The sequence below is a fragment of the Rhodococcus opacus genome (assembly GCF_012396235.1).
GTDB lineage: Bacteria > Actinomycetota > Actinomycetes > Mycobacteriales > Mycobacteriaceae > Rhodococcus_F > Rhodococcus_F opacus.
On the sequence record NZ_JAAXPA010000003.1, the window covers coordinates 36,999 to 58,985 of the forward strand.

Below are 21,987 nucleotides of genomic sequence, written 5' to 3' on the forward strand. Positions count from 1 at the left end.
TGGGAGTGAGCGATGACAACAGACGCAGACACCGTCCCCATGATGGTGCGTCAGATGCGGGTCGAGTCCGCGGGCGTGGTCTCGCTTCGCCTCGAACGACAGGACGGCGGCGCGGTCGACCAGTGGACGCCCGGCGCCCACCTGGATCTGCACCTGAACCGCGGGACCGTCCGCCAGTACTCCCTCTGCGGAGACCCGGACGACAAGACCGGGTACCGCGTCGCGATCCTCCACGAGGTGACCGGCCGAGGCGGCTCCCGGCACGTCCACGAGACGCTGCGGCCCGGCGACAGCCTGTCGGTGAGCGCGCCTCGCAACAACTTCGAACTCCTGCCGTCGCCGCGCTACGTGTTCATCGCCGGCGGCATCGGCATCACGCCGATCCTCGCGATGATCGGTGAAGCCCAACGCATGGGCGCCGAATGGGAACTGCACTACGGCGGCCGCGCCCGCGCGTCGATGGCGTTCCTCGACGAACTGTCCGGATGCGGCGACCGCGTGCACGTCGTCACCGAGGAAACCGAGGGCATCCTCGATTTGGCCGACATCCTCGGTACCGCCCGCGAGGAGACGCTCGTCTACGCCTGCGGCCCCGAGGGACTGCTCGGCGCGGTCGAGGGGTTCGCCGGCTCCTGGCCGGACGGCACGATCCGGCTCGAGCGGTTCAAGGCGAAGGAGATCCCCGCCGACACCCTCGCCGGTGATCGCCCCGTCCGCGTGATCTGCGAACGATCCGGCATCTCGGCCACCGTCGCCCGGGACCGGACCATCCTCGACACCCTCGAGGAATCCGGCGTCGACGTCCCCAACTCCTGCCGCGAAGGCATCTGCGGGACGTGCGAAACCCGCGTCCTCGCCGGCACCCCCGACCACCGCGACTCCCTGCTCTCCAGCTCCGAGCAGGAGTCCGGCACCACCATCATGATCTGCGTTTCCCGCGCCCGCTCCGACGAGCTCGTGCTGGATCTCTAGAAGGGAAGAACCATGAGCCTGTATCTGCAACCACGCCAGTCCGGCACGGCACCCACCCCGTACGAACGGAAGCTGGCCGGTGCGATCGAAGAGGTCTTCGGCACCGGTGTGCACCACCTCGAAGGCCTGGTGAAGGGTTTGAACGCCCTCGGCATCCACAGTCCCGGCGGCGACGCCTGGACCACCGACACTTTCACGGACGAGATCCGACGGATGGGGGCCTGACATGGTGAACCGACTGCACAAGGCGGCACTGACCGGCGACGAGATCTTCGCGACCGGGATGCGCGACCAGTGGCACGCGGTGTGCCCGTCCGACTTCGTCGCGCGCGGCGACATGAAGAAGGTGCGCCGCCTCGGCGAGGACTGGCTGCTGTTCCGTCAGTCCGACGGCACCCTCCGCATGCTCGCCGACCGCTGCCCGCACCGCGGCGCCCCGCTGTCGCAGGGCCAGCACCTCGGCGATCGCGTCGCCTGCCAGTACCACGGCGTGCAGGTGGACGGCGGCGGCACCGTCGTCTCCGTCCCCGGAATGCCCGGCTGCAACCTCGAGGGCAAGCGGCTCGTCACCAGCCTCCCCGTGCAGGAAGTGGCCGGCGCCGTGCTCGCCTGGTTCGGCACCGACCCCGACGCCGAACCCGCGCCACTCGAACTGCCCGAGCGTCTCACCGACGACGGCATCTCGCACTTCCTCTGCTACGCGGAGTGGAAGGCGCCGTGGCGGTTCACTCTGGAGAACCTGCTCGACCCGATGCACGGAGCGTTCCTGCACCGCGAATCGCATTCGATGTTCGGCGGCGAGACGTCCGCGAAGTTCCGGATCCGCGAAACCGATCGCGGGTTCTTCTTCGAGAAGACCGACCAGCGGGGTGTGAACTTCGATTGGGTCGAATTCTGCCGGACCGGCATCGACTGGGTGGACCTCGAGATCCCGTACCCGCCGACCGCGGGCCCGGGTGGCTCGTTCGGCATCGTCGGCATGGGAACGCCGATCGACGCCGAGACGACCGCGGTGTTCTTCTGGCGGTACCGCCAGGTCGAGGGCTGGGAACGCGACGTCTGGCGGTTCCTGTACCGCACCAAGCTCGAGGAGCGGCACTGGGTGGTGCTCGAGCAGGACCGCACCATGCTCGAGGCGATGGCATTCGACGCGGACCAGGCGGAGAACCTGTACCAGCACGACCTCGGCGTCATCCGGCTCCGCCGGCTCTACCGGGCGCAGGCCGAGGCCCAGGCGAAGGCACTTCAGCAGGCGTAAGGTCGCGCGGGTTGACGTGAATGAAATGTCAACCAAGAATGTGTGACGGCCGACACGTCGGGCGCCGGCCGGGGTACGAGGAGGCGCGAGCGGTGCTTACGAACGGTGACGATCGAGGTCGGCTCGCGTTGGTCGAAGCGGCGGGGCGGTGCTTCGCCGAACTGGGATACGAGCGCACCTCCGAGGCGGTCATCGCCGCTGCCGCCGGGGTGTCGCAGGCCGAATTCTCCGCCCGGTTCGCGTCCCGCGACGACGCGTTCCGTGCCGTCGCCGCCGCGGTCTTCGACACGTTCGTCGAGGCTCAGCGCATCCCGGTCCCGCCGGACGCGGACCCGCGCACCGTCCTGCGCGCGGCCACCGCGGCGTTCATCGAGACCGTCTACAGCAGCGGACGCCTGTTCACGATGATCGAGGACCGCGCCGCCGTCGACCCCGTGATCGGGGAACAGCTCGAGGCGGCACACAACCGGATCCTCGGCCGGTACATCCGATTCATCGAACGGCTCAACCAGGCCGGGATCGCGACGCCGTGCGCCGAACCCGCCCAACTCGCCCGCAAACTGTCCGAGGCGCAGTGGACGGGTGCGGCGCGCCTGATCGGTGCATCGCAGGACGAGCAGCGACGCTTCATCGTGGAGATGACGGCGGCATCCGAACGGTTCATCGGATTCGGTGAGGTCGCCGATCTGACCTCCCGCGCGGCCAGCTGATCTATCCGCTCAGGCGGTGGGGGCCTGGTTCTCGACGATCGAGTGCTCGAGCTTGCGGAGCAATTCGGCCAACGCCGCCTGATCGTCCTTCGACATCCCGCTGAGGATCTGCGACTCGTTGGCGAAGTGGGCCTCCGCGACCTTCTCGATCACCCGCAGGCCCTCGTCGGTGAGTTGCGCGTGCACGATGCGGCGGTCCTCGGCGTCGCGCTCGCGCTGCACGAGTCCCGCCTTCTCGAGTCGGTCGACGCGCAGCGTGACACCGCCCGTGGTGACGAGCGCGGATTCCGCCAGCTGTCCGGACGTCATCCGGTACGGCGGACCCGAACGTCGGAGGGCGGCCAGGACGTCGAACGACGCCATGTTGATGCCGTGTTCCTCGAACACGGCGGCGAGGGACGATTGGTAGCGCAGATACGAACGGTGCAGGCGGCCCAGCACTTTCAGTGGACTCACATCCAGGTCGGGCCACTGGTGGGCCCACTGGTCGACGATGTCGTCGACGGCATCGCGATCTGGAACGGGGCGTTGCGTCACCGGGCGCACCTCCTGAATCCTCGAGGGTCTCATCTGTTTAGTACCAAGATATCGAACGAGCATAAGTGACGGCGACGCGCCGCGGGTCCCCGTCCATTTCTCGGAACGGGGACCCGCGGCGCTGCCGGACAGGTGCGCTGTCAGCGTCCCCCGACCGCCGCGACGGCGTCGATCTCGGCGATGGCGCCGTAGGGGAGGCTGCTGACCTCGAGGAACGTGCGCGCGGGGCGCGGTTCGTCGAAGATGCGCTCGAACTGGCGGTTCGCCTCCTCGCGCAACGACAGGTCGGTGACGTAGTAGGTGAGCTTGACGACGTCCTTCAGCTGTCCGCCGACGGTGGCGAGGCGATCGACCATGCGGTCCACGGCGGCGTCGAGCGCCTCGGTGCGGCCGGGGACGGCGGTGCCCTCGGCATCGACGGACAGTGCGCCGGAGACGAACGCGAGTCCGCCCGCGACCACGGCCGGGCTGTAGGGGTGGTGGGTGGTGACTTCGGTGAGGGACATGGAGGCTCGCTTTCTCGGTGGGCTTCTCCGGTGATTATATCTTAGCGCTAAACTAATTGACAGTGTTGTGCGAATGAAGCTCCGCCCGACGGGTACTCGACGCACATGTCACGCGCCACGAAGCCCTCGGCCGCACCGTTCGTGCCGAACACCGTCGACCTCGACGCGTTGTCCCACGCGGCGGACGGATGCCACGGCTGCGATCTGTACCGCGACGCCGAGCACACCGTCTTCGGCGCGGGCAGGCGATCCGCGCGGATGATGCTCGTCGGCGAACAGCCGGGCGATCAGGAAGACCGCGCCGGTGAACCGTTCGTCGGCCCGGCGGGAAAGCTTCTGAACAAGGCGCTCGACGCGGCGGGCATCGACCGGAACCTCACGTACGTCACCAACGCGGTCAAACACTTCAAGTTCGTCCCCGCCGAACGCGGCAAGCGCCGAATCCACAAGAAGCCGAACCGCACCGAGATCGTCGCGTGCCGGCCGTGGCTGATCGCCGAACTGGCGGCGGTGCAACCCGACGTCCTCGTGTGCCTCGGGGCCACCGCCGCGCAGGCATTGCTCGGCCCGTCGTTCCGGCTCACCGAACACCGCGGAGAGTTACTGCACCTCGACGGCGAGGTGGACGTCGACGTGGATCCGGACGTCTTCGCGACGATCCACCCGTCCGCCGTGCTCCGCGGACCGTCGGAGGATCGGGACGACGCGTTCGACGCCCTCGTCGCCGATCTGACGAAGGCCGCCGCCGCCCTGTGATCAACCAGCCGAATGTCTGGCGCGACGGACCGCCGAGGACGAGATTGTCTTCATGACGAATTCCCACGCGAAACAGACCATGAAGGCAGTCTCCTACTCGTCCTACGGTGGTCCCGAAGTGCTCGAGACCCACGACGTGCCGGTGCCCGAGCCCACCGGCAACCAGGTGCGCCTCGTCATCCGGGCGGCCGGCGTGAACCCGATCGACTGGAAGCTGCGGTCGGGGTCGATGGCCGAGGTGATGTCGGTGCAGTTCCCGAAGATCCCGGGCAGCGAAGTGGCCGGCGTGGTCGACGCGGTCGGTCCGGAGGCGACCGGTGTGGTGGTCGGCGACGAGGTGTTCGGCTGGTCCGACACCGGCGGCTACGCCGAATACGCGCTCGCCTCGATCGTCGTGCCTAAGCCGAAAGGGTTGAGCTGGACGGACGCCGCCACCATTCCGGTAGCCGGCGAAGCCGCCACGCGTGGACTGCGGCTCCTGAAGCCGAAGTCCGGGGAGACGTTACTGGTGAACGGCGCGTCGGGTGCGGTGGGAACCATTGCGGCGCAACTGGCGCTGGATTCGGGTGTCACCGTGATCGGTACCGCGAGCGAGAAACACCACGACGCGTTGCGGGAGCTGGGCGTGACCCCCACGACATACGGTGAGGGGCTGGCGGACCGGGTCCGCGAACTCGCGCCGAACGGTGTCGACGCCGTCCTCGACGTCGGCTTCGGCGGACTCGAGGCGGCGATGGACCTGCGCGGGGGCACCGACCGGATCGTGACGCTGTCGGACGGTGCCGCGTTCGGGCTGGGAATCACCTTCTCGTCCGGCAACGCCGGCGACCGGAGCGCGGAGACCCTGCGCCGGCTGGGCGCCCTCGCCGCGGACGGGACGCTGGCCCTCCCGCCGGCCCGCACCTTCCCCCTGACCGACGCGGCCGACGCTCAGCGCGCCGGCGAGAAGGGCGGCAGCCGCGGGAAGATCCTCTTGCGCTGACGCGCCCGTGAGTACTTATTAACCGCCGGACGTTAATATGTACTCACGGGTCAGGCGGTGGTAGCGAGGGCGGCGGCGAGACCGAACGGAACGGCCATCACCACCACCTCCACGATCGCGCGCCGCAGGGACCCTTCGGCGCTGATCCGGTGCGCGGCGGCCTGCCCGACCCACGTTCGCCGCCACCACCAGCCGAGCCCGAGGAGCGCCGCCAACGCCACCGCCTTCGCGAGCACGATGCGGCCGTAACCGGTGTCGAACAGTGGCGTCACCCCACCCAGCCGGACCGCGGCGTCGACGATCCCGGTCGCGGTCAGCAGCCACACGCACCGCCACGCGACGACGGAATACCGCGGCAGCCACGACGACCAGTCCCCGCGCGACCGGAGCATCAGGCCGAGGGCGGCGAGGAGCCCGAACCACACCGCGGCGGCCAGTGCGTGGACGACGTCGAGGACCGAGCCGAGAACCTGCTGCGACATGTGGCCGGTGATCGGCCGGGCCACCAGGGCGAGGGCCGCGAGCACCAGAACGGGCACGGGGAGCCGGGCGTCGGTGCGGCGGAACGCGACGGCCGACCACGCGGTGGCCGCGGCCGTGCACACGAGAACGGCGAGGTCGACGCGTCCCGCGCTGATCTCGGTCACGTACGCGCCGAACCGTCCGACCGACAGCTCGGACAACCCCAGGGCGTCGGCCTCCGCCGCCGTCATCGACAGCAGCACCGCCTCGGCGAGCATCCACGCACCGGCGACCGCGGTCGACAACCGCCACAGCCGTTGGTCCCGCAGGAGGGGACGGCTGTCCGCGCGACTCCACCAGCCCAGCGCGGCGAGTCCGAGCACCGCCGAACCGAGCACCAGGCACAGCGCCCGGACGGCGCTCGACGGGGACGGGTCTTCCGGTTGCGCCAACGCCCAACCGCACGCGACCCCGAGGAGCGATGTGGGTACGGCGAACAGCAGCCAGGACTGTCGCGCCGTACCCACCGTGCTCAGTTCTCGCCGCGAGGCTTGCGGAGCGCGAACCACAGCCCGCCGCCGAACACGAGCACACCGGCAACGATGAACGGCCACAGCGGAACTCCGCCGCTGCCGGATTCGCCCGAGCTGTCGGCCGCGGCGCCGGGCGTGCCCGACCCCTCCTGGGTGAGGGTGAACGTGCGGGTTCCGCTCACCGGATGCCCGTCGGCGGACGTGACGCGAAACGCGACGGTGTACACACCGGCCGGTCCCAGCTCGCCGAGTTCGGCACTGACCGTGGGTCCCTCGACGGCCGGGTCACCCTTGGTCCACAGGTTGCCGTCGGGTCCCACCACGGTGAGGGACGCGAACGATTCCTGCAGCGCCTCGTTGAACGTGACGCTCACCCGTTCCGGGCCGGCCGCGACCTCCGAACCGTTCTCGGGGGTGGAGCTGATCACGACGGAATGGGCGAGCGCGGTGCCTGCCCCGAGCATGCTCGCGAGCATGGTCAGCAGTCCGACCGCGATCACCGTCACCGACGTGAAGGTGATGCGTCTTCTCATGAGCGACGGCTCCGGACCATGGCGCCGAGACCGAGGGCCGCGCCGAGTGCGCCCAGGATCAGGCCGACGCCGCCCAGCCAGCGGGCGGTGTCGTCGGTGCCGGACGCCGTCGTCTCGGTCTCTTCGGACGTCGTGGCGCCGCCCGCGTCGTGGCTGTGGTCTTCACCGCTCGCCGCGGCCAGCGTGAGCGTGGGTGCCGGCTTGTCGGGCTCCGCACCGTCGGCGCCGACCGCCTGATCCCAGTTGACGACCTCGCCGTCGCTGTACGTCTGGGCGGCCGCGAACGACACCTCGTCCTGCTCCGGCAGCGGTCCGGCGGACAGCTCGAACTGCTGGAACTGGCCGGGCGCGACACCGACACCAGGGTCGGCGGTCCACGTCACGGACTTCGCGAGCTTGGACGTCGGGTCCTTCTCGACGACGGACGTCCACCCCGGCAGTGGGGTGGTGCGAGCCGATTTCAGGTCGGGGAGCGTGACGGTCAGCTTGGTGGTGGACGCCGTCTCGGATTCGGTGGGAACTCGGAAGGTCAGGACGGAGTAGCCGCCCTGTTCGGCGCCGGGGGCGACGACGGTGACGTGGGCGGCGGCGACACCGGCCGCGAGCAGCATGGCGCCGCCGGCCGCACCGGCCGTGAAAAGGGCACGGGAAAAGAGGGAATTCATCGAAGGTCCTTTTGAGGGTCTGAAGCGAGAAGAGGTGAGAGTCAGACCGGGACCGGGGGTCCGCGACGCGAAATGCTCGCGCGCAGCAGGGCGTCCACGGGATTCGCGGGACGCGCGGGGACGTGCGCCGTAGGCGCCGCCGAGACGGGCTGCGGTTCGCCGCGGAGTACCACCCGCCAGACGTGGACGAGGGGGCCGTACAGACGCTCGGCGTTCGCGATCAGCAGCGCGCAGATCACGGTGGCGGCCGCGTGCGCGGCCAGCATCGGCACGGCAGGGACCACCGAGTGCACGTGCGAGGTGAGTGTGAGAGCGAAGTGTCCGGCCACCTGGCCGACACCGAGGGCGCCCACCAGCGCGAGCGGGCCGTGGACGCGTGCGGGCAGTTGCGCGGTGACCGCGCCGACCCCGCTACACGTGACGAACAGCAGGGTCAGCGCCGCGGATTCGGGAAGGCCGCCCCCGCCGATGCCGTGCGCGGCGACCGCGAGAGCGGCCACGAGCGCACCGACCGCCGAGCCCCGAAGGGTGGCGGTCGCGGCGGGGCGGGCGGGGGACATTGCGGTGGGTCGGGCGGTTCAGCGCACGCCGAGGCGGGCGAGGAGATCGGCTTCGACTCCGTCGAGTTCGGCTGAGATGGCGTGATGGGCGGCCTTGCGGCGGGCCTGCGGCATCTGCTCGGCCGCGCGGACCGCGGTGTTGAGGTCGCCGAGGCGGTCGCGGATAGCGGCGGCGAACTGCTGCGTCTCCGCGTCGTCCGGCTTCTGCCCGAGGATCTCCGTGGTGGAGCTTTCGGCGCCGGCGATGCGGGCGCTGAGCTTGGCGCCGTGCCCGGTGAAGTTCGCGAGCTGATCGATGTCGACGCCCAGGCGGTCGGCACGGCGGGCATCGATCTGCCCGCGCACGACCGTGGCGGCGCGGTAGGCGATCGGCAGCAGCACCGGCGTCAGCAGGCGTGCGACGCCGAGGTACTTACGGACGGCGGCGACCGTGAAACCCTTCTGGGCGGCGGCCTTCTCCTCGGCCTTCAACGCAGCGATCTGAGCCTTCTCGACCTTCTTCAGCGACTTCAGTTCGGCAGCCTCGAGCTTGCGGCCGGCACTGGCGGCCTGCTTGTCGCGCTTCCGTTCGTTCTTCGCGCTCAGCTTCGCCTCCACTCCAGCCTTGTGCTTGAGTGCCTTGGCTTCCGCCTTGCGGGTGGCTCGGGACTTACGTTTCTTCAACAACCCCATCGAAAAGACCCCTTTTCCTGGTGTTTCAGCGCAGCCCACGCTACCAACTGCATCCGGTGCTTCGGGATCAGCCTAGGGGAGCACATAATCTTCGTCATCGTGTGTTCCCATATCGGTCAGCAATCAGAACCCGACGCCTCTCCCGGAAAGGCGTCGGGGACGGTGATCGATGCCAGCGCACTGACGCGGTGCCGCCACCGGGTGCACCTCGACGCGGCGTTCCCCGAACAACTGGCGGCCGCGCCCGAGGACCCGGGCGTCCGCCAGCGTCAGGACGCCGCCGCCGCCAAGCGCGAAGACGTCCGGCGGATCCTCACCGAGCATGCACCGCAACGGTGGGTGCAGATCGACACCGAGCAGAGCCTGCGCCGGCGAGCCGAGGACACGGTGGCCGCGTGCGAGGCAGGCGCGGACCGCATCTGGGGAGCCGTGCTCCCGCTCGACCGGGACGCCGGCCGGAGGGCGCGCTGCGAGATCCTCATCCGTGACGAGGACCACGGCGGGTACATCCCCGTGATCGTCGTCAATCACAAGGTCACCGATCCTGGCCGCGGCGCCGTGACGTCGGACATGTTCGAGTGGCAACCGCGGGAGGACGCGACGCGGAAGCCGCGCGGTCAGGTCCGCGACCAGATGCGCGTCGCGCAGGTGTACCGGATGCTCGAACGGCACGGGCTCGCGAGTCCGGCGCTGGTGGCGGGCGCGATCGGCTACGGCTCCGACGTCATCTTCGTGCACGACCTCACCACGATCCTCGACGACTACGATGAACGCTTCGCCGACCGGCTCGCCGTCGCCCGCGGGGAATCGGCGACCGTGCCGTCCAGGATCGGTGAATGCCGTTCCTGCCCGTGGTGGCCCGGGTGCGAGGAGCAGCTGACCCAGACACACGACGTGAGCCTGGTGGCCACCGGTTCGCGCGCCGACATGCTGCGCGACGCGGGCTGCCACACCATCGACGACCTCGCGGCGTGGGACCGCGAACCGCTCGAGGACTGGCCGCACGGCGCGTTCGAGGACGCCGTCGTCACCGCCAAGGCGTGGCTCGCGGGAGCGCCGCTGGTGCGACGGTTCCCCGAGATCCGGGTGACGCGCGCGGACGTCGAGGTCGACGTCGACATGGAGAGCTACCAGGAACACGGCGCTTACCTGTGGGGCACGCTGCTCAACGTGGACGGGGTGTCGGCGTACCGGCCGTTCGTCAGCTGGGACCCGGTGCCGACGCAGGACGAGGCGCGGTCGTTCGCCGAATTCTGGACGTGGCTGATGGCCGAGCGGGAAGCGGCGGCGCTGAGCGGCAGAACCTTCGCCGCGTACTGCTATTCGCGGTCCGCGGAGGACAAGTGGTTGCTGGACTCCGCCCGCCGGTTCGCCGGGGCACCCGGCATCCCCACCGAGGCCGAGATCCGGGAATTCATCGACAGCCCACAATGGGTCGACATCTACCAGGCGATCAGCGACCAGTTCATCTGCCCGGGCGGCAAGGGACTCAAGAAGATCGCCCCGGTCGCCGGATTCCGGTGGCGCGACGCCGACGCCAGCGGTGAAGCGTCGATGAGCTGGTACCGCGAAGCCGTCGGCTACGACGGCGAACCCGACCTCACCCAGCGCGAACGACTGCTGCAATACAACGAGGACGACGTCATCGCGACGAAAGTACTGCGCGAATGGATGTCGGATCGGGCCGAGAAGGAGATCCCGCTCGCGTCCGACCTCTAGGCTGCAAGGCAGGGCCCGATTCGGTAGGGGTGGTCAGGTGGAGGTGCCGAAGACATCCACGACGCTGCGGTTCGCTCTGCTCCTCACCGCCGCGGGCGGCTTCCTCGACGCCTACACCTACATCAGTCGCGGCGGCGTCTTCGCGAACGCCCAGACCGGCAACGTCATCCTCATGGCCATCGACCTGTCGGAGCGTCACTTCCACGCCGCACGGGCCCACCTGTGGCCGATCCTCGCGTTCATCGTCGGTGTCGCGTTCGCGCATCTGCTCAAGGGCGAACTCGCCCACAGCGTCTTCGACCACCCGATCCGGATCGCCATGGTCGCGCAGATCGTCGTCCTCGTCGCGGTCGCGTTCGTTCCCGCAAACGTGCCCAACGCACTGGTCACCGTTCCGATCGCGTTCGTCGCGGCGATGCAGTTCGGACTGTTCCGCACCATCGGGTCGCTGTCGTACATCGCTGTCGCCACCACCGGCAACCTCATGCGTTTCACCGAATCGGCGTACGCCGGATTCATCGAGAAGGTCCCCGAATCGCGCCAGCACACCCGCGTGTACGCCGCCATCGTCAGCAGCTTCGCCGGTGGCGCCGTCGTCGGGGCGTTCGCCACTCGCTACTTCGGCGGAGCCGCCGCCTGGATCCCCGCCGCCCTCCTGTGCGGAGCCCTCGTGCTGTTCTACATCGACGACAGGCGGCGCCGCCGCCTGTGAGCGGTTGACGAGTCCCTGGACTCGTCAGGCACGAACGGGCGGCGAAGCCGCGACTCCGAGGGAATAGGCGCCGACGATCTTCGGCGCGGACGTCTCGTAGAACCGGTCGAGGTCCTGGACGTCGAATCCGGCGTTCGTCACCAGGGTGGGAATGTCGCGGGTGAGGTGGCAACCACCGGCGACGGCCTTCTGGATCGGTTCGAGCCGGCGCTGCCACCGCTGGACGTTTGCGTCCGGGGCGAGACCGTGCTCGACGAAATGCAGTGTGCCGCCCGGTTTCAGGACACGCCGGACCTCCCGGAGTGCGGCGTCGACGTCCGGGATGGTGCACATCGTCCATGTGGACAGTGCGGTGTCGAAACTGTTGTCCGGGAAGGGGAGTGACTGGCCGTCCAGACCGGACCGCTCGACCGGTGTCGTCGACGCCGCCACCCGCTTGCGCGCCAGCTTCCAGCCGAGGTCGGCGGGGTCGACGGCGCTCACCGAGTCGACGGCGGCCGGGTAGAACGGGACGTTGAGACCCGACCCGAATCCGATTTCCACCACGCGCCCGTGCAGACCGGCGCAGACGCGTCGCCGCGTCGGCTCCGTGAACTTCATCCCGCAACTGATGTCGACGAGCCGCGGAACGATCCGGTCCGAGTAGAAACCCATGCCCACCTCCCAGCGAAGGGCGCTTCGCGCCCCGTGCGCGGTTGAAGAGTCCAGAGACTCGTTAACCACGCACGGGCGGCGGAGCCGCCTACCGCGGCGCCATGCGCAGAGCGCCGTCCATACGAATGGTCTCACCGTTGAGGTAGTCGTGTTCGACGATCATCTGAGCGAGCTGGGCGTATTCGGCGGGCTGACCGAGGCGCGAGGGGAACGGGACGCCGGCTTCGAGGCCCTTGCGGTATTCGTCGGTGACGCCGGCGAGCATCGGGGTGTCGATGATGCCGGGGGCGATGGTGTTGACGCGGATGCCGAACTGCGCGAGGTCGCGGGCGGCCGGGACCGTCATGCCGTGCACACCACCCTTGGACGCGGAGTACGCGATCTGCCCGATCTGGCCCTCGAACGCGGCGACGGATGCGGTGTTGATGATGACGCCGCGCTGCCCGGACTCGTCGACGGTGTCGGTCTTGGCGATGGCGTCGGCGGCGAGGCGCATGACGTTGAACGTGCCGAGCAGGTTGACCGTGATGACGGTGCGGAACAGTTCGAGGTCGTGGGGGCCCTTCTTCGACAGGATGCGCCCGGCCCAGCCGACGCCGGCGCAGTTGACGACGATGCGCAGCGGCAGACCCGATTCGACGATCTTCTCGATCGCGGCCTGGACCTCGTCACCGCTGGTGACGTCGGTGGCGAGGAGGGTCACGCCGTCGGGGACGTTGTCGCCGGCGCGCTCGATGGACTGCTGCAGGTCGAGTCCGAACACGGTGGCTCCGGCGTCGGCGAGACGCTTGGCGGTGGCGGCGCCGAGGCCCGAGGCTGCTCCGGTGACCAGTGCGGCGGTTCCCTGAATTTCCACAGTTCGCATCCTTACTTTCCCGGCGACCTCCGTTGGCCGACCCTGGTGACCTGCACCATAACGCCCGCTCGGTGTGACAGCAGAGGTGAGGGAAGCGTCACGGGCGGGGGAGCGGGTAGTTTGTCTTCTCGCGCGGATCAGGGGACGCGCGCAGGGCGACCGTAGGGGGACGGATGAGCGAGGACCGGCTCGAAGTGGACCGCGACGCGTTGGTGCGGTGCATCGCCGCGTGCGAGGTGTTGGCGGCCGACATGCAGGACCTGCGAGAGCGAGCGCATCGTGAACTCGCGCCCGAGAGCTTCGGTCTCGGCGAAACCCATCTGCGGTCGGCGGCGGAACTGGCTGCGCGGTTCCGGGCGACGGCGATCGGCGGCCCGGGTGTCGCGGTCGAGAACTCGGCGGCGGGGACGTTCGCGGCGCACGAGCGTTACGCGCTGGATCTGAAGGCGACGTTCGAAGCGGCGCTGGCCCGGTACGACGAGCAGGACGCAGCGACGGCACACCGCCTCGGGCGACTCTGACTGCTCGAGTCAGTGAATGTAGGCCTGCCAGTTCGGCGGAACCCGGGAGCCGGGGCCGGGGACGGTCTGGTCGATCGGACGATGGTGCGGCGGGGCGAGTTCGGGGCCTTCGAAGGCCGTCTCGGTGGCGTAGTTCCAGAACCAGTTCTCGCCCGGCTCGAAGCTCCGCACGACGGGGTGGCCGGTGTCGGCGGCGTGCTTGGTGGCGTGCTGTTCGGGGGAGGAGTCGCAGCAACCGATGTGACCGCACTGTGCGCAGCGGCGCAGGTGGACCCACCACCCGCCGGCGCTGTCGCACTCGGCGCATCCGTCTCCACTCGGCGGCACGCTCGGGTCGATTCCCTCCAGCTCACCCATCTGAGGCTCCTTCTGCTGCTGCGACTTCGGGTTCGATCGGAATTCGGACCTGGAACCGGGTGTCGCCCGGCTCGGACTCCACACGCAGGTCGCCGCGGTGTTTCTTCACGACGATGCGCCACGAGATGTCGAGGCCGAGCCCGGTTCCCTCGCCCACCGGTTTCGTGGTGAAGAACGGTTCGAAGATGCGCGACCGGATCTCTTCGGGCACACCCGGTCCGGTGTCGCCGATCTCGATGAGGGCCATGTCGCCGTCGCGCCGGGTGCGGACGGTGAGGGTGCCGCGGCCGTCCATGGCGGCGACGGCGTTGTCGATGAGGTTCGTCCACACCTGGTTGAGTTCCGCGGCGTACGCCGGGATCTGCGGCAAGGTCGGGTCGTACTCCTTCACCACCGTGACGGAGTCGCCGATCTTGCGGCCGAGCATCACCAGCGAGCTGTCGAGCAGTTCCCGCAGATCGACGCGCTGGTACGGGGCGCGGTCCATCTGCGAGTACTGCTTCGCGGCGTTCACGAGCGTGGAGACCCGGGCGGTCGAGTCGGCGATCTCGTTCATCAGCAATTCGGTCTCGATGGTGTAGTTGAGCCAGCGGATCGCACTCTCGACCATCGATTCGTCGTCGACGCTGGCGACGATCCGCTCGAGCCACGGCACGTCGAGACCCGCCTGCACGAACGTGGGCGCCAGGTCCCAGCCCCCGGAGACGCCGTGGTCGTCGAACCAGTCGCCGAGTTCGTCCTCGCGGTCGGACGCTTCGAGCGGGGTCAGCGTCGGCGCCTTCGCGACCAGTTCGGCGGTCTCCTCCTGCAACCGGATCAACGTGGCCAGCGCCTGCCGGTCGTACACGCCCGAGGCGATCACGCTCAGCTTCTGCCGCATGTGCGACACCCGGTCGCGCAGCGACGCCGTCGCCCGGACCGCGGCGGCCGCCGGGTTGTTGAGTTCGTGCGTGAGCCCCGCCGACAGCGACCCCAGCGCGAGGAGGCGTTCCCGCTGATCGACGACCTGCTTCGCGTTCTGGTTGCCGAAGAACAGCCCCTCCAGCAGGTGCACGGCCATCGGGAACCACTCGCGCATCAGCTGCCCGAAACGGTCGGCGTCGAGGACGAAGAACCTCGACGGGGCGGTGACGCGCATCGACGCGGTGTACGTCTGGGGAGCGCGGTCACCGAGGTACGACTGCCAGGCCCCGGAGTACACGCCGCGCTGGGACGTCCGGCTGAACTCGATCTCCTCGCCGCCCGACAGCTTGCTCAGCACGAGCTCGCCTTCGATCAGCACGTAGAAGCACGTCGCGATCTCACCCTCCGCGAATACCGGGCCGGGTTCGATCAGCTCGACGTGCCCCTTCTCGCACAGCTGCTCGAGCTGGTGGTCGGTGAGCTTCTCGAAGAGGAACAACGTCCTCAGCTCGGGGGGATTGCACGGGAGTTGCGTCATGGTCTGCCCCTGGTCACGGTTGGCCGATGTAGCGGTGGACGAGCATGACGGCCATGGCGCCTTCCCCGACCGCCGACGCCACCCGCTTCGCCGATTCGGAGCGCACGTCACCCGCCGCGAAGATCCCCGGGACGCTCGTCTCGAGGTGGTGGGGGAGACGGTCGAGGGGCCATCCGCTCGGTGGTTTCCCGTCGACGACGAGGTCGGGTCCGGACACGACGAACCCGTTCTCGTCCCGCGCGACGACGCCGTCGAGCCACTCGGTCCGCGGGGCCGCGCCGATGAACAGGAACAGGAACCCGGCGTCGACGGTCTCCTCGTCGCCGGTCGCGTTGTTGCGCAGCCGGACCTTCTCGAGGTGACCCTCGCCCTCGACGCCGATCACCTCCGTGCACGGCCGGACGCGGATGCGCGGGTTCCGTTCGATCTGCTGGACGAGGTAGTACGACATCGAATCCTCGAGCGACTGCGCCCGCACGACGATGGTGACCGACCGGGCGCCCCGCGACAGGTACACCGCCGCCTGTCCGGCGGAGTTGGCGCCGCCGACGATGTAGACGTCCTGGTCGGTGCAGCGGGCGGCCTCGGTAACGGCGGAACCGTAGTAGACGCCGCGACCGGTGAGGTCGTCGACTCCGGGCGCGGGATGACGCCGGTAGGAGACCCCGGTCGCCAGGATCACCGTGTGCGCGTCGATGGTGTCGCCGTCCGCGAAACGGACGGTCCGTGCCGATCCGTTGATCTCGAGAGCGACGACGTCGCGGGTGGTGATCAATTCGGCCCCGAATCGGGTGGCCTGCCTGCGGGCCCGCTCGGCGAGCTGCGCGCCGGACACGCCGTCGGGGAAACCGAGGTAGTTCTCGATGCGGGAACTCTGACCCGCCTGCCCGCCGGTCGCGGTCCGTTCGATCAGGGCGGTGCGCAGACCCTCCGAGGCGCCGTACACGGCTGCGCCCAGGCCGGCCGGTCCGCCGCCGACGACGACGAGGTCGTAGAAATTCTCGGACGGGTCGGTCCGGAGTCCGAGATGCCGTCCCAGTTCGGTATCCGACGGCTCCACCAGGCATTCGCCGTCGGAGCAGATCACCACGGGCAGTCGCCGGCCGTCCTCGCCGGCGGCGTTGAGCAGCCGCCCGCCCTCCGGCTCGTCCGACATGTACCAGCGGTACGACAGCTGGTTGCGGGCCAGGAACTCGCGCACCTCCGAGGACCGCGCCGCCCAGCGATGACCCACGACCTTCGTCTCTTCGGCGGGGTGATGATCCGATGACGCCCACGCCTCGAGCAGGGCGTCGACCACCGGGTACAGCTTCTCCTCCGGCGGGTCCCACGGCTTGAGCAGGTAGTGGTCGAGGTCGATGACGTTGATCGCCTCGATGGCCGCGTCCGTGTCGGCGTAGGCCGTGAGCAGCACCCGCCGCGCGACCGGATACAGGTCCATCGCCTTCTCGAGGAACTCGATCCCGCTCATCGCCGGCATCCGGTAGTCCGCCAGGATCGCCGCGACGGGATCCCCGCGCAGCTTCATCTGCTTCATCGCGTCGAGTGCGGACTCGCCGGATTCGGCGCGGATGATCCGGTACTTCTCGCCGTATCGGCGCCGCAGATCGCGGGCGACGGCGCGCGACACACCGGGATCGTCGTCGACGGTGAGAATCGCAGGCTTGCCGCTCGCTACGGGATGGTTCACACACGCCCTCTCGTCCGTGAGAACTGCGAGGTACTCCAAGGCTTTCGAGTATTGCCCGAGGGGGCGTCTTTGTCGACCGGGCTCAGTCCTGGTGCTGCATCTGTTCGGGCTCTGCCGCGGCCCCGCGGCGGCGCCGTGACCACACTGCACGACCGGCCGCACCGGCCAGCGCCAGAACGACGACGGCGGCGCCGGCGATCGGGCCCGCCACGTTGCCGGGGAGCAGGCCCTCGAGCAGCAACCAGATGCCGAACGCGAAGAACAGAACGGCCGCGCCGATGCGGATGACACTCTCGGGCAGATGCTTACCCAGCACGGCGCCGACGACGATGGCCAGGGCGTCGGCCGCGACCATGCCGACGGTCGAGCCGATCCACACCCCGATGGTGTCGTGGTCGGTGGCGAGCGTGATGGTGGCGAGCATCGTCTTGTCGCCGAGTTCGGCGAGGAAGAAGGCGGACGTGACGGCCAGGAACGCCGAGCGGGTGGCTCGGCCCGCCTTGAGTTGCTCGTCGTCGCTGAGATCGTCGCCGCGCAGCGTCCACGCACCGAAGATCAGGAAGGCCACACCACCGACGATGCTGATCGCCGCGGTCGGGAGCGCGACACCGAGGTAGTGGCCGACGGCGACGGACACCAGATGGACCACGGTGGTCGCGACGGTGATGCCGGCGATCACGACCCACCAGCGGTAGCGCAGGGCGAACGTCATCGCCATCAGCTGGGATTTGTCTCCCAGTTCGGCGACGAAGATCACGCCGAAGCTCAGCAGTGCGGCGGTCAGCACGGGCATCCTCCTCCAGTGGTCGGTCGGAGGATGACGGGTGGATTCCTCCGGCCTGGCAGACGCGGGTACGTCTGTCCGGCCGAAGGTCTCGCCCACCGGCGCCGGGTGATCCGGCGGCGGTTCGCCAGGCCGGGTCCGGTGCGGTGAAGCAACGAGCCAGTATGTCGACACAGGCGATTGGGGGCTACTCCCCTTCGATGCCCGTAACGCTAGCGTGACTTATCCGAAAAGGCAAAGGCGGCAATAAGTTTGGTACACCGACCGCAGAAACTTCGGGTACCCTCACGAGGCCAGTAGCATGGCCAAAACGGCAGTGTCGGGATCGCTGATCGGGTCGATGCCCACCCGGCTGACCATGGACGTCACCGTTCCGTCCGCCTCCGCCTCCACCCACGCCGCCCGGTGTTCCAACCCCAGGTGGGGGAGACCGGGGAGCAGGACGCAGCCCGACGCGGCGCCCGCGCACTCCGGCAGCGACGGGGTCGTCTCGGACGGCGGGTGCAGCATCATCAGCGCCGGCGGCTGATGATCCGCGAAGCGACCGGGAGCGAGCGCGAACTCCCCGAGAACTGTGCCCTCGGCCACCACGAGGCCGACGGTCTCGGGCTCGGGCTCCTCGGGCAGGTCCTCGTGCGCGCCGAAGACGGTCGTGGTGTGGAGCAGCCCCGGAACGCACGCCACCCGCACGGCGAGCGCGAGCAACTGGGCCCATTCCTTGGTGGTGTCGGGCCAGCGCCCGGAAATGACGAATCCCCGCAAGGTACCCGCGGCCTGGAAGGGCGAGATGCCGATGTAGCCGTCCCTGTTCATCTCTGCCTCCTCGGTGTGATGACACGCTGCGAACACGACTGGTTCTGCACACCTCGTTGGGTACTTGAAGAATGCGCCCGACAGTGCCTGGCACACAAGAGCAGGGGAGTGCTAACTGCCGCAGGTGAACACAGGTGTCGGTGCGGATGAACGGCATCTGACGGTCCGCCGTACAGAAAACTGCCAGCTTTACTGCAGGTTTACTCGAGGTGCGGCGGCTGAGGTGGGAGAGCCCACCGACGAAAGGCTGAAAAGTATGGGATCGTCCGCGCCCGAACCGGAAGCGTCCGGATACCTGAAGACCGCCAGCGCGCTGCACGCGTTCAACAGATACGAGATCAAGTACCTCGCCCACGAGTCGGACGTTCCACGCCTTCGCGAAGCGCTCTCGGGGCACATGGCGTCCGACGAATTCTCGCCGGTGGGCGGATACCCTGTGACCAGCCTGTACTACGACACCCAGAATCTGCGCTTCTACTGGGAGAAGATCGAGGGCCTGAAGTTTCGCCGCAAACTGCGGGTGCGGCTGTACGGGCCTCCCGCGGAGGCCACCGGGGTGACCCCCGTCTACGTGGAGATCAAGCAGCGCGTCAATCGGGTCACCCAGAAACGCCGGATCCAGCTGCCGTACTCGCATGCCATGCGGTTGTGCGACGCACGACAGCCGATCGACCACGACGTCTCGGCCGGGCCGTTCGTGAACGAGGTGACGACGCTCGTCGGCAACCTCGACCTGTGCCCGACCGTCACCACCGGGTACCTGCGTGAAGCGTTCGTCGGTACGGGGGCCGATCTGGGCCTGCGCGTCACGATCGACCATCGGGTGCACGGTCGCGACCGCGACTTCGACTTCGCGGCGCCGGCGGAGAACCGCTTCATCATTCCGCCGCACCTGTGCATCGTCGAGATCAAGGCCAACGAGCGGGTGCCCTACTGGGTCACTGATCTCACCGCGCGACTGGACATGTCGGTGGTCCGGGTTTCGAAGTACTGCCAGAGCGTGGAGGCCTTCGGGCTTGCGCCCCGATCCCGCATGCACATCCCCGACGAGCTCTTCCCGGCCCCGGCCGACCGTGGCCGCACCCTCGCGAAAACAGGAACCCTGTCATGAATTTCGATCTCCAGGATCTCAGTGGAACGTTCTCGACGTTCGACATCGTCGTCTCGCTCGCGTTGTCGTTCGTGTTGTCGGCGATCATCGGATACGTCTATCGCCTGACGCACAAGAACGTCTCCTACAGCCAGTCCTACGTGCAGACCCTCGTGATGGTCGGCATGGTGATCACCCTGATCATGCTGGTGGTGGGTTCCAACATCGCCCGCGCGTTCGCGCTCGTGGGCGCGCTGTCGGTGGTGCGATTCCGCAACGCGATCAAGGAAACTCGCGACGTCGGGTTCATCTTCCTGGTGATGGCCATCGGCATGACGACGGGCACCCGGTTCTACGTGCTGGCCGTCGCCGCCACCGTCGCGATCTGCCTCGTGCTCGTCCTGATGAGCCGGTTCAACATGTTCAAGCTGGACGTGCAGCGGCAGGTGGTGAAGGTGCAGGTTCCGCCCGAGTCGGGCTACACCGCCCTCGTGGAGGACGTGCTGATCGACTACACGAAGGAGTTCGAGTTGGTGAGCACGGAGTCGGTGCGGTCGGGTGCGCTCACCGAGCTGTACTACACGGCGCAGCTGAAGTCGGGCCGGAAACCGGCGGAACTCATCTCGGCGCTCAGTGGGGTCAACACCGGCCAGCGGGTCACCGTTCTCACCGGTTACGACCAAACCGACATCTGATGCGCCGCAGACTCGTTCACCGGCTGCCGATCCCGGTCCGCCGGCACTGGAAGATCCTCGCCGCCTTCCTCGCGTTGGTGGCGGTGACGGTCGGCGTGTTCGGTCAGGCCCGGGTGCGTCCGTACATCACCGGTGACACGACGGTGATCGCCTCCCGCATCACCGAGAACGTTGCCGGGTCGGTCGATTTCTTCGACGCGGGGACGGCACACGACGTGAGTATCGAGTTCTCGCAGTCCGATTACGACGACATGATCGCCGCCTACCGGGACGAGGGCGAGAAGAAGTGGATCACCGCCGACATCACGATCGACGGCACCCTCGTCACGGACGTCGGGGTGCGGCTGAAGGGCAACTCGACCCTGATGGGGCTCCGCGGCACCGGCGGTCCCGGCGGCGGGAAACGCGGTATCCCGGAAGGGATGGAACCTCCGGTGGGAACGGCGATGCCGGAGGGCAGGGGCGAAGGCGGGCCGGGCGGCATGGTCACGCTGTCGGCCGAGGACCCGGCGTCGCTGCCGCTGCTGATCAACTTCGACAAGTACGTGGCGGGGCGGGCGTACCAGGGGATGACACAGCTGTCGGTCCGGCCGGGTTCGCCCGTGCTGAACGAGGCGGTGTCACTGTCGTCGACCGCCGAATCCGGCCAGCCCACCCAGCGATACGCCTACACCACGTACTCCGTGAACGGGTCGCCGACGCAGACCCGGCTCGTTCTCGAGCACCCGGACGAGGGGTATGCGAACTCGTTGTTCGACAGCGACGGCGTCCTCTACAAGGCCGACGCCAACTCGAGTTTCACGTATCAGGGCGACGATCAGACCACCTACGCGGAGCAGTTCGACCAGATCAACGCGGAAGGCTCGCAGGATCTGCAGCCGATCATCTCGTTACTGAAATGGCTGGACGGTGCGTCCGACGAGCAGTTCGACGCCGAACTCGCCGACCGGGTGGACGTCGAATCCTTCGCCCGGTACGTCGCGACCCAGAATCTGCTGGTCAACAGCGACGACATGGCGGGCCCGGGCAAGAACTACTACCTCTGGTACGACCTCGAGACGAAGAAGATCTCCGTCGTGTCCTGGGATCTCAACCTCGCGCTGAGCGGCAACAGTGATGCGGGCCCGCACGACTCGATCGGGATGGGCGGCGGAGCAAGGCCGGGCGGTGCAGATCCAGGCGCCGCCGGGCCCGGTGGTGGCATGCCCGGCGGAGGTGGCGGGAACGCGCTGAAGGAGCGGTTCCTGGCCTCGGAGGCGTTCACGAGCGTCTACGAGGACGCGTACCGCGATCTCTACCGGCAACTGTTCGGCAGTGGCCGGGCGGTCGAGATCCTCGACGAGATCGCGCGGGCCGTACCGCTGTCCGACGGGCTCGGCGCCGAGAAACTCACATCGGAAGTCGAGATCCTGCGTGCGCGGTTGCAGGCCCGCGCGGACGCGCTGGCCGCGAACGAGGTGATCGTCGCCGGGTAGAGGTCTCAGAGAATCCTCAGAATCGTCACAATCT

26 protein-coding genes are annotated in these 21,987 nt (G+C 68.5%); 12 read left to right on the forward strand and 14 right to left on the reverse strand.

The window, feature by feature from the left end; genetic code table 11:
- Window positions 1-12: 12 nt before the first annotated feature.
- Genes HGB39_RS04200 through HGB39_RS04215 form a run of 4 tightly spaced genes read left to right on the forward strand, consistent with a single transcriptional unit; the run spans window position 13 to window position 2,940 of the window.
- Window positions 13-972: a PDR/VanB family oxidoreductase gene (locus HGB39_RS04200; protein ID WP_052024089.1), complete on the forward strand. Its 960-nt coding sequence runs from the start codon at window positions 13-15 to the stop codon at window positions 970-972.
- Between the two features lie 12 nt (window positions 973-984).
- Complete coding sequence (locus tag HGB39_RS04205; protein WP_005248918.1) at window positions 985-1,197, forward strand: recombinase-like helix-turn-helix domain-containing protein; 213 nt, start codon at window positions 985-987, stop codon at window positions 1,195-1,197.
- A gap of 1 nt (window position 1,198) precedes the next feature.
- Entirely contained in the window at window positions 1,199-2,230 is a 1,032-nt protein-coding gene (locus HGB39_RS04210) for a Rieske 2Fe-2S domain-containing protein (RefSeq protein ID WP_005573551.1), read from the forward strand.
- Between the two features lie 20 nt (window positions 2,231-2,250).
- The gene (locus HGB39_RS04215; RefSeq protein WP_037203371.1) at window positions 2,251-2,940 is read left to right on the forward strand and encodes a TetR/AcrR family transcriptional regulator; all 690 of its coding nucleotides are present in this window, start codon (window positions 2,251-2,253) and stop codon (window positions 2,938-2,940) included.
- A 9-nt stretch (window positions 2,941-2,949) separates the two neighbouring features.
- Here the strand turns inward: HGB39_RS04215 and HGB39_RS04220 are convergent, their stop codons facing one another.
- Window positions 2,950-3,510: a MarR family winged helix-turn-helix transcriptional regulator gene (locus HGB39_RS04220; protein ID WP_005248915.1), complete on the reverse strand. Its 561-nt coding sequence runs from the start codon at window positions 3,508-3,510 to the stop codon at window positions 2,950-2,952.
- 107 nt (window positions 3,511-3,617) lie between these two features.
- Window positions 3,618-3,983: a RidA family protein gene (locus HGB39_RS04225; protein ID WP_005562712.1), complete on the reverse strand. Its 366-nt coding sequence runs from the start codon at window positions 3,981-3,983 to the stop codon at window positions 3,618-3,620.
- Window positions 3,984-4,088: 105 nt separating this feature from the next.
- Between HGB39_RS04225 and HGB39_RS04230 the strand changes: the two genes are divergently transcribed.
- Together HGB39_RS04230 and HGB39_RS04235 are read left to right on the forward strand one after the other, a co-directional pair.
- Window positions 4,089-4,739 carry a UdgX family uracil-DNA binding protein gene (locus tag HGB39_RS04230; RefSeq protein WP_005562714.1) on the forward strand — a complete coding sequence of 217 codons (651 nt, stop codon included), beginning with the start codon at window positions 4,089-4,091 and terminating at the stop codon, window positions 4,737-4,739.
- Between the two features lie 52 nt (window positions 4,740-4,791).
- On the forward strand, window positions 4,792-5,721 hold the full coding sequence (locus tag HGB39_RS04235; RefSeq protein ID WP_005562716.1) for an NADP-dependent oxidoreductase: 930 nt from the start codon (window positions 4,792-4,794) through the stop codon (window positions 5,719-5,721).
- Window positions 5,722-5,771: 50 nt separating this feature from the next.
- Here the strand turns inward: HGB39_RS04235 and HGB39_RS04240 are convergent, their stop codons facing one another.
- The 5 genes from HGB39_RS04240 to HGB39_RS04260 are packed head-to-tail and all read right to left on the reverse strand — an operon-like array spanning window position 5,772 to window position 9,146.
- Window positions 5,772-6,710, reverse strand: coding sequence for a CopD family protein (locus HGB39_RS04240; protein ID WP_054248468.1), 939 nt, complete (start codon window positions 6,708-6,710; stop codon window positions 5,772-5,774).
- A 5-nt stretch (window positions 6,711-6,715) separates the two neighbouring features.
- Window positions 6,716-7,249 carry a copper resistance CopC family protein gene (locus tag HGB39_RS04245; protein WP_005560932.1) on the reverse strand — a complete coding sequence of 178 codons (534 nt, stop codon included), beginning with the start codon at window positions 7,247-7,249 and terminating at the stop codon, window positions 6,716-6,718.
- Window positions 7,246-7,914, reverse strand: a complete 669-nt coding sequence (locus HGB39_RS04250; protein ID WP_005560933.1) for a YcnI family copper-binding membrane protein — start codon at window positions 7,912-7,914, stop codon at window positions 7,246-7,248. The genes HGB39_RS04245 and HGB39_RS04250 overlap by 4 nt, the downstream gene beginning before the upstream one ends.
- A gap of 41 nt (window positions 7,915-7,955) precedes the next feature.
- A complete protein-coding gene (locus HGB39_RS04255; RefSeq protein ID WP_065488601.1) occupies window positions 7,956-8,474 on the reverse strand; it encodes a hypothetical protein in 519 nt (172 codons plus the stop codon).
- An 18-nt stretch (window positions 8,475-8,492) separates the two neighbouring features.
- Complete coding sequence (locus HGB39_RS04260; protein ID WP_005254746.1) at window positions 8,493-9,146, reverse strand: DUF6474 family protein; 654 nt, start codon at window positions 9,144-9,146, stop codon at window positions 8,493-8,495.
- A 162-nt stretch (window positions 9,147-9,308) separates the two neighbouring features.
- Here HGB39_RS04260 and HGB39_RS04265 point away from each other — a divergent pair, with 162 nt between their 5' ends.
- Window positions 9,309-10,865 carry a TM0106 family RecB-like putative nuclease gene (locus HGB39_RS04265; RefSeq protein WP_005560935.1) on the forward strand — a complete coding sequence of 519 codons (1,557 nt, stop codon included), beginning with the start codon at window positions 9,309-9,311 and terminating at the stop codon, window positions 10,863-10,865.
- 37 nt (window positions 10,866-10,902) lie between these two features.
- On the forward strand, window positions 10,903-11,577 hold the full coding sequence (locus HGB39_RS04270; protein ID WP_005562587.1) for a YoaK family protein: 675 nt from the start codon (window positions 10,903-10,905) through the stop codon (window positions 11,575-11,577).
- Between the two features lie 24 nt (window positions 11,578-11,601).
- Here the strand turns inward: HGB39_RS04270 and HGB39_RS04275 are convergent, their stop codons facing one another.
- Window positions 11,602-12,231 (reverse strand): class I SAM-dependent methyltransferase, encoded by a 630-nt coding sequence (locus HGB39_RS04275; RefSeq protein WP_005562585.1) that lies wholly within the window; start codon window positions 12,229-12,231, stop codon window positions 11,602-11,604.
- Between the two features lie 88 nt (window positions 12,232-12,319).
- The gene (locus tag HGB39_RS04280; protein WP_005562584.1) at window positions 12,320-13,087 is read right to left on the reverse strand and encodes an SDR family NAD(P)-dependent oxidoreductase; all 768 of its coding nucleotides are present in this window, start codon (window positions 13,085-13,087) and stop codon (window positions 12,320-12,322) included.
- A gap of 173 nt (window positions 13,088-13,260) precedes the next feature.
- Between HGB39_RS04280 and HGB39_RS04285 the strand changes: the two genes are divergently transcribed.
- Window positions 13,261-13,608: a hypothetical protein gene (locus HGB39_RS04285; RefSeq protein WP_005562582.1), complete on the forward strand. Its 348-nt coding sequence runs from the start codon at window positions 13,261-13,263 to the stop codon at window positions 13,606-13,608.
- A gap of 9 nt (window positions 13,609-13,617) precedes the next feature.
- Here HGB39_RS04285 and HGB39_RS04290 read toward each other — a convergent pair whose 3' ends face one another.
- The 5 genes from HGB39_RS04290 to HGB39_RS04310 all read right to left on the reverse strand — a co-directional run bounded on the left by HGB39_RS04290 (window position 13,618) and on the right by HGB39_RS04310 (window position 18,693).
- Window positions 13,618-13,965 (reverse strand): UBP-type zinc finger domain-containing protein, encoded by a 348-nt coding sequence (locus HGB39_RS04290; RefSeq protein WP_005562580.1) that lies wholly within the window; start codon window positions 13,963-13,965, stop codon window positions 13,618-13,620.
- Window positions 13,958-15,406, reverse strand: a complete 1,449-nt coding sequence (locus HGB39_RS04295) for an ATP-binding protein (RefSeq protein ID WP_005260494.1) — start codon at window positions 15,404-15,406, stop codon at window positions 13,958-13,960. The genes HGB39_RS04290 and HGB39_RS04295 overlap by 8 nt, the downstream gene beginning before the upstream one ends.
- A 13-nt stretch (window positions 15,407-15,419) precedes the next feature.
- Entirely contained in the window at window positions 15,420-17,096 is a 1,677-nt protein-coding gene (locus HGB39_RS04300; RefSeq protein WP_043787779.1) for an NAD(P)/FAD-dependent oxidoreductase, read from the reverse strand.
- Window positions 17,097-17,178: 82 nt separating this feature from the next.
- Window positions 17,179-17,889, reverse strand: coding sequence for a TMEM165/GDT1 family protein (locus tag HGB39_RS04305; RefSeq protein ID WP_005562577.1), 711 nt, complete (start codon window positions 17,887-17,889; stop codon window positions 17,179-17,181).
- Between the two features lie 276 nt (window positions 17,890-18,165).
- Window positions 18,166-18,693, reverse strand: a complete 528-nt coding sequence (locus HGB39_RS04310; protein WP_005248897.1) for a hypothetical protein — start codon at window positions 18,691-18,693, stop codon at window positions 18,166-18,168.
- Between the two features lie 256 nt (window positions 18,694-18,949).
- On the opposite strand from HGB39_RS04310, the gene HGB39_RS04315 reads away from it, so the two are divergent.
- The 3 genes from HGB39_RS04315 to HGB39_RS04325 are packed head-to-tail and all read left to right on the forward strand — an operon-like array spanning window position 18,950 to window position 21,953.
- The gene (locus tag HGB39_RS04315; protein WP_005562573.1) at window positions 18,950-19,804 is read left to right on the forward strand and encodes a polyphosphate polymerase domain-containing protein; all 855 of its coding nucleotides are present in this window, start codon (window positions 18,950-18,952) and stop codon (window positions 19,802-19,804) included.
- Complete coding sequence (locus HGB39_RS04320) at window positions 19,801-20,478, forward strand: DUF4956 domain-containing protein (protein ID WP_005562572.1); 678 nt, start codon at window positions 19,801-19,803, stop codon at window positions 20,476-20,478. Before HGB39_RS04315 ends, HGB39_RS04320 begins: the two co-directional genes overlap by 4 nt.
- Complete coding sequence (locus tag HGB39_RS04325) at window positions 20,478-21,953, forward strand: CotH kinase family protein (RefSeq protein ID WP_005562570.1); 1,476 nt, start codon at window positions 20,478-20,480, stop codon at window positions 21,951-21,953. Before HGB39_RS04320 ends, HGB39_RS04325 begins: the two co-directional genes overlap by 1 nt.
- Window positions 21,954-21,987: the final 34 nt, after the last annotated feature.

Bases quoted from the DNA above. Each gene is read 5' to 3' on its own strand.
- HGB39_RS04200 (WP_052024089.1), top strand. From the start codon at position 13: ATGACAACAGACGCAGACACCGTCCCCATGATGGTGCGTCAGATGCGG.
- HGB39_RS04205 (WP_005248918.1), top strand. From the start codon at position 985: ATGAGCCTGTATCTGCAACCACGCCAGTCCGGCACGGCACCCACCCCG.
- HGB39_RS04210 (WP_005573551.1), top strand. From the start codon at position 1,199: ATGGTGAACCGACTGCACAAGGCGGCACTGACCGGCGACGAGATCTTC.
- HGB39_RS04215 (WP_037203371.1), top strand. From the start codon at position 2,251: ATGAAATGTCAACCAAGAATGTGTGACGGCCGACACGTCGGGCGCCGG.
- HGB39_RS04220 (WP_005248915.1), bottom strand. From the start codon at position 3,510: ATGAGACCCTCGAGGATTCAGGAGGTGCGCCCGGTGACGCAACGCCCC.
- HGB39_RS04225 (WP_005562712.1), bottom strand. From the start codon at position 3,983: ATGTCCCTCACCGAAGTCACCACCCACCACCCCTACAGCCCGGCCGTG.
- HGB39_RS04230 (WP_005562714.1), top strand. From the start codon at position 4,089: ATGTCACGCGCCACGAAGCCCTCGGCCGCACCGTTCGTGCCGAACACC.
- HGB39_RS04235 (WP_005562716.1), top strand. From the start codon at position 4,792: ATGACGAATTCCCACGCGAAACAGACCATGAAGGCAGTCTCCTACTCG.
- HGB39_RS04245 (WP_005560932.1), bottom strand. From the start codon at position 7,249: ATGAGAAGACGCATCACCTTCACGTCGGTGACGGTGATCGCGGTCGGA.
- HGB39_RS04250 (WP_005560933.1), bottom strand. From the start codon at position 7,914: ATGAATTCCCTCTTTTCCCGTGCCCTTTTCACGGCCGGTGCGGCCGGC.
- HGB39_RS04255 (WP_065488601.1), bottom strand. From the start codon at position 8,474: ATGTCCCCCGCCCGCCCCGCCGCGACCGCCACCCTTCGGGGCTCGGCG.
- HGB39_RS04260 (WP_005254746.1), bottom strand. From the start codon at position 9,146: ATGGGGTTGTTGAAGAAACGTAAGTCCCGAGCCACCCGCAAGGCGGAA.
- HGB39_RS04275 (WP_005562585.1), bottom strand. From the start codon at position 12,231: ATGGGTTTCTACTCGGACCGGATCGTTCCGCGGCTCGTCGACATCAGT.
- HGB39_RS04285 (WP_005562582.1), top strand. From the start codon at position 13,261: ATGAGCGAGGACCGGCTCGAAGTGGACCGCGACGCGTTGGTGCGGTGC.
- HGB39_RS04290 (WP_005562580.1), bottom strand. From the start codon at position 13,965: ATGGGTGAGCTGGAGGGAATCGACCCGAGCGTGCCGCCGAGTGGAGAC.
- HGB39_RS04295 (WP_005260494.1), bottom strand. From the start codon at position 15,406: ATGACGCAACTCCCGTGCAATCCCCCCGAGCTGAGGACGTTGTTCCTC.
- HGB39_RS04305 (WP_005562577.1), bottom strand. From the start codon at position 17,889: ATGCCCGTGCTGACCGCCGCACTGCTGAGCTTCGGCGTGATCTTCGTC.
- HGB39_RS04310 (WP_005248897.1), bottom strand. From the start codon at position 18,693: ATGAACAGGGACGGCTACATCGGCATCTCGCCCTTCCAGGCCGCGGGT.
- HGB39_RS04315 (WP_005562573.1), top strand. From the start codon at position 18,950: ATGGGATCGTCCGCGCCCGAACCGGAAGCGTCCGGATACCTGAAGACC.
- HGB39_RS04320 (WP_005562572.1), top strand. From the start codon at position 19,801: ATGAATTTCGATCTCCAGGATCTCAGTGGAACGTTCTCGACGTTCGAC.
- HGB39_RS04325 (WP_005562570.1), top strand. From the start codon at position 20,478: ATGCGCCGCAGACTCGTTCACCGGCTGCCGATCCCGGTCCGCCGGCAC.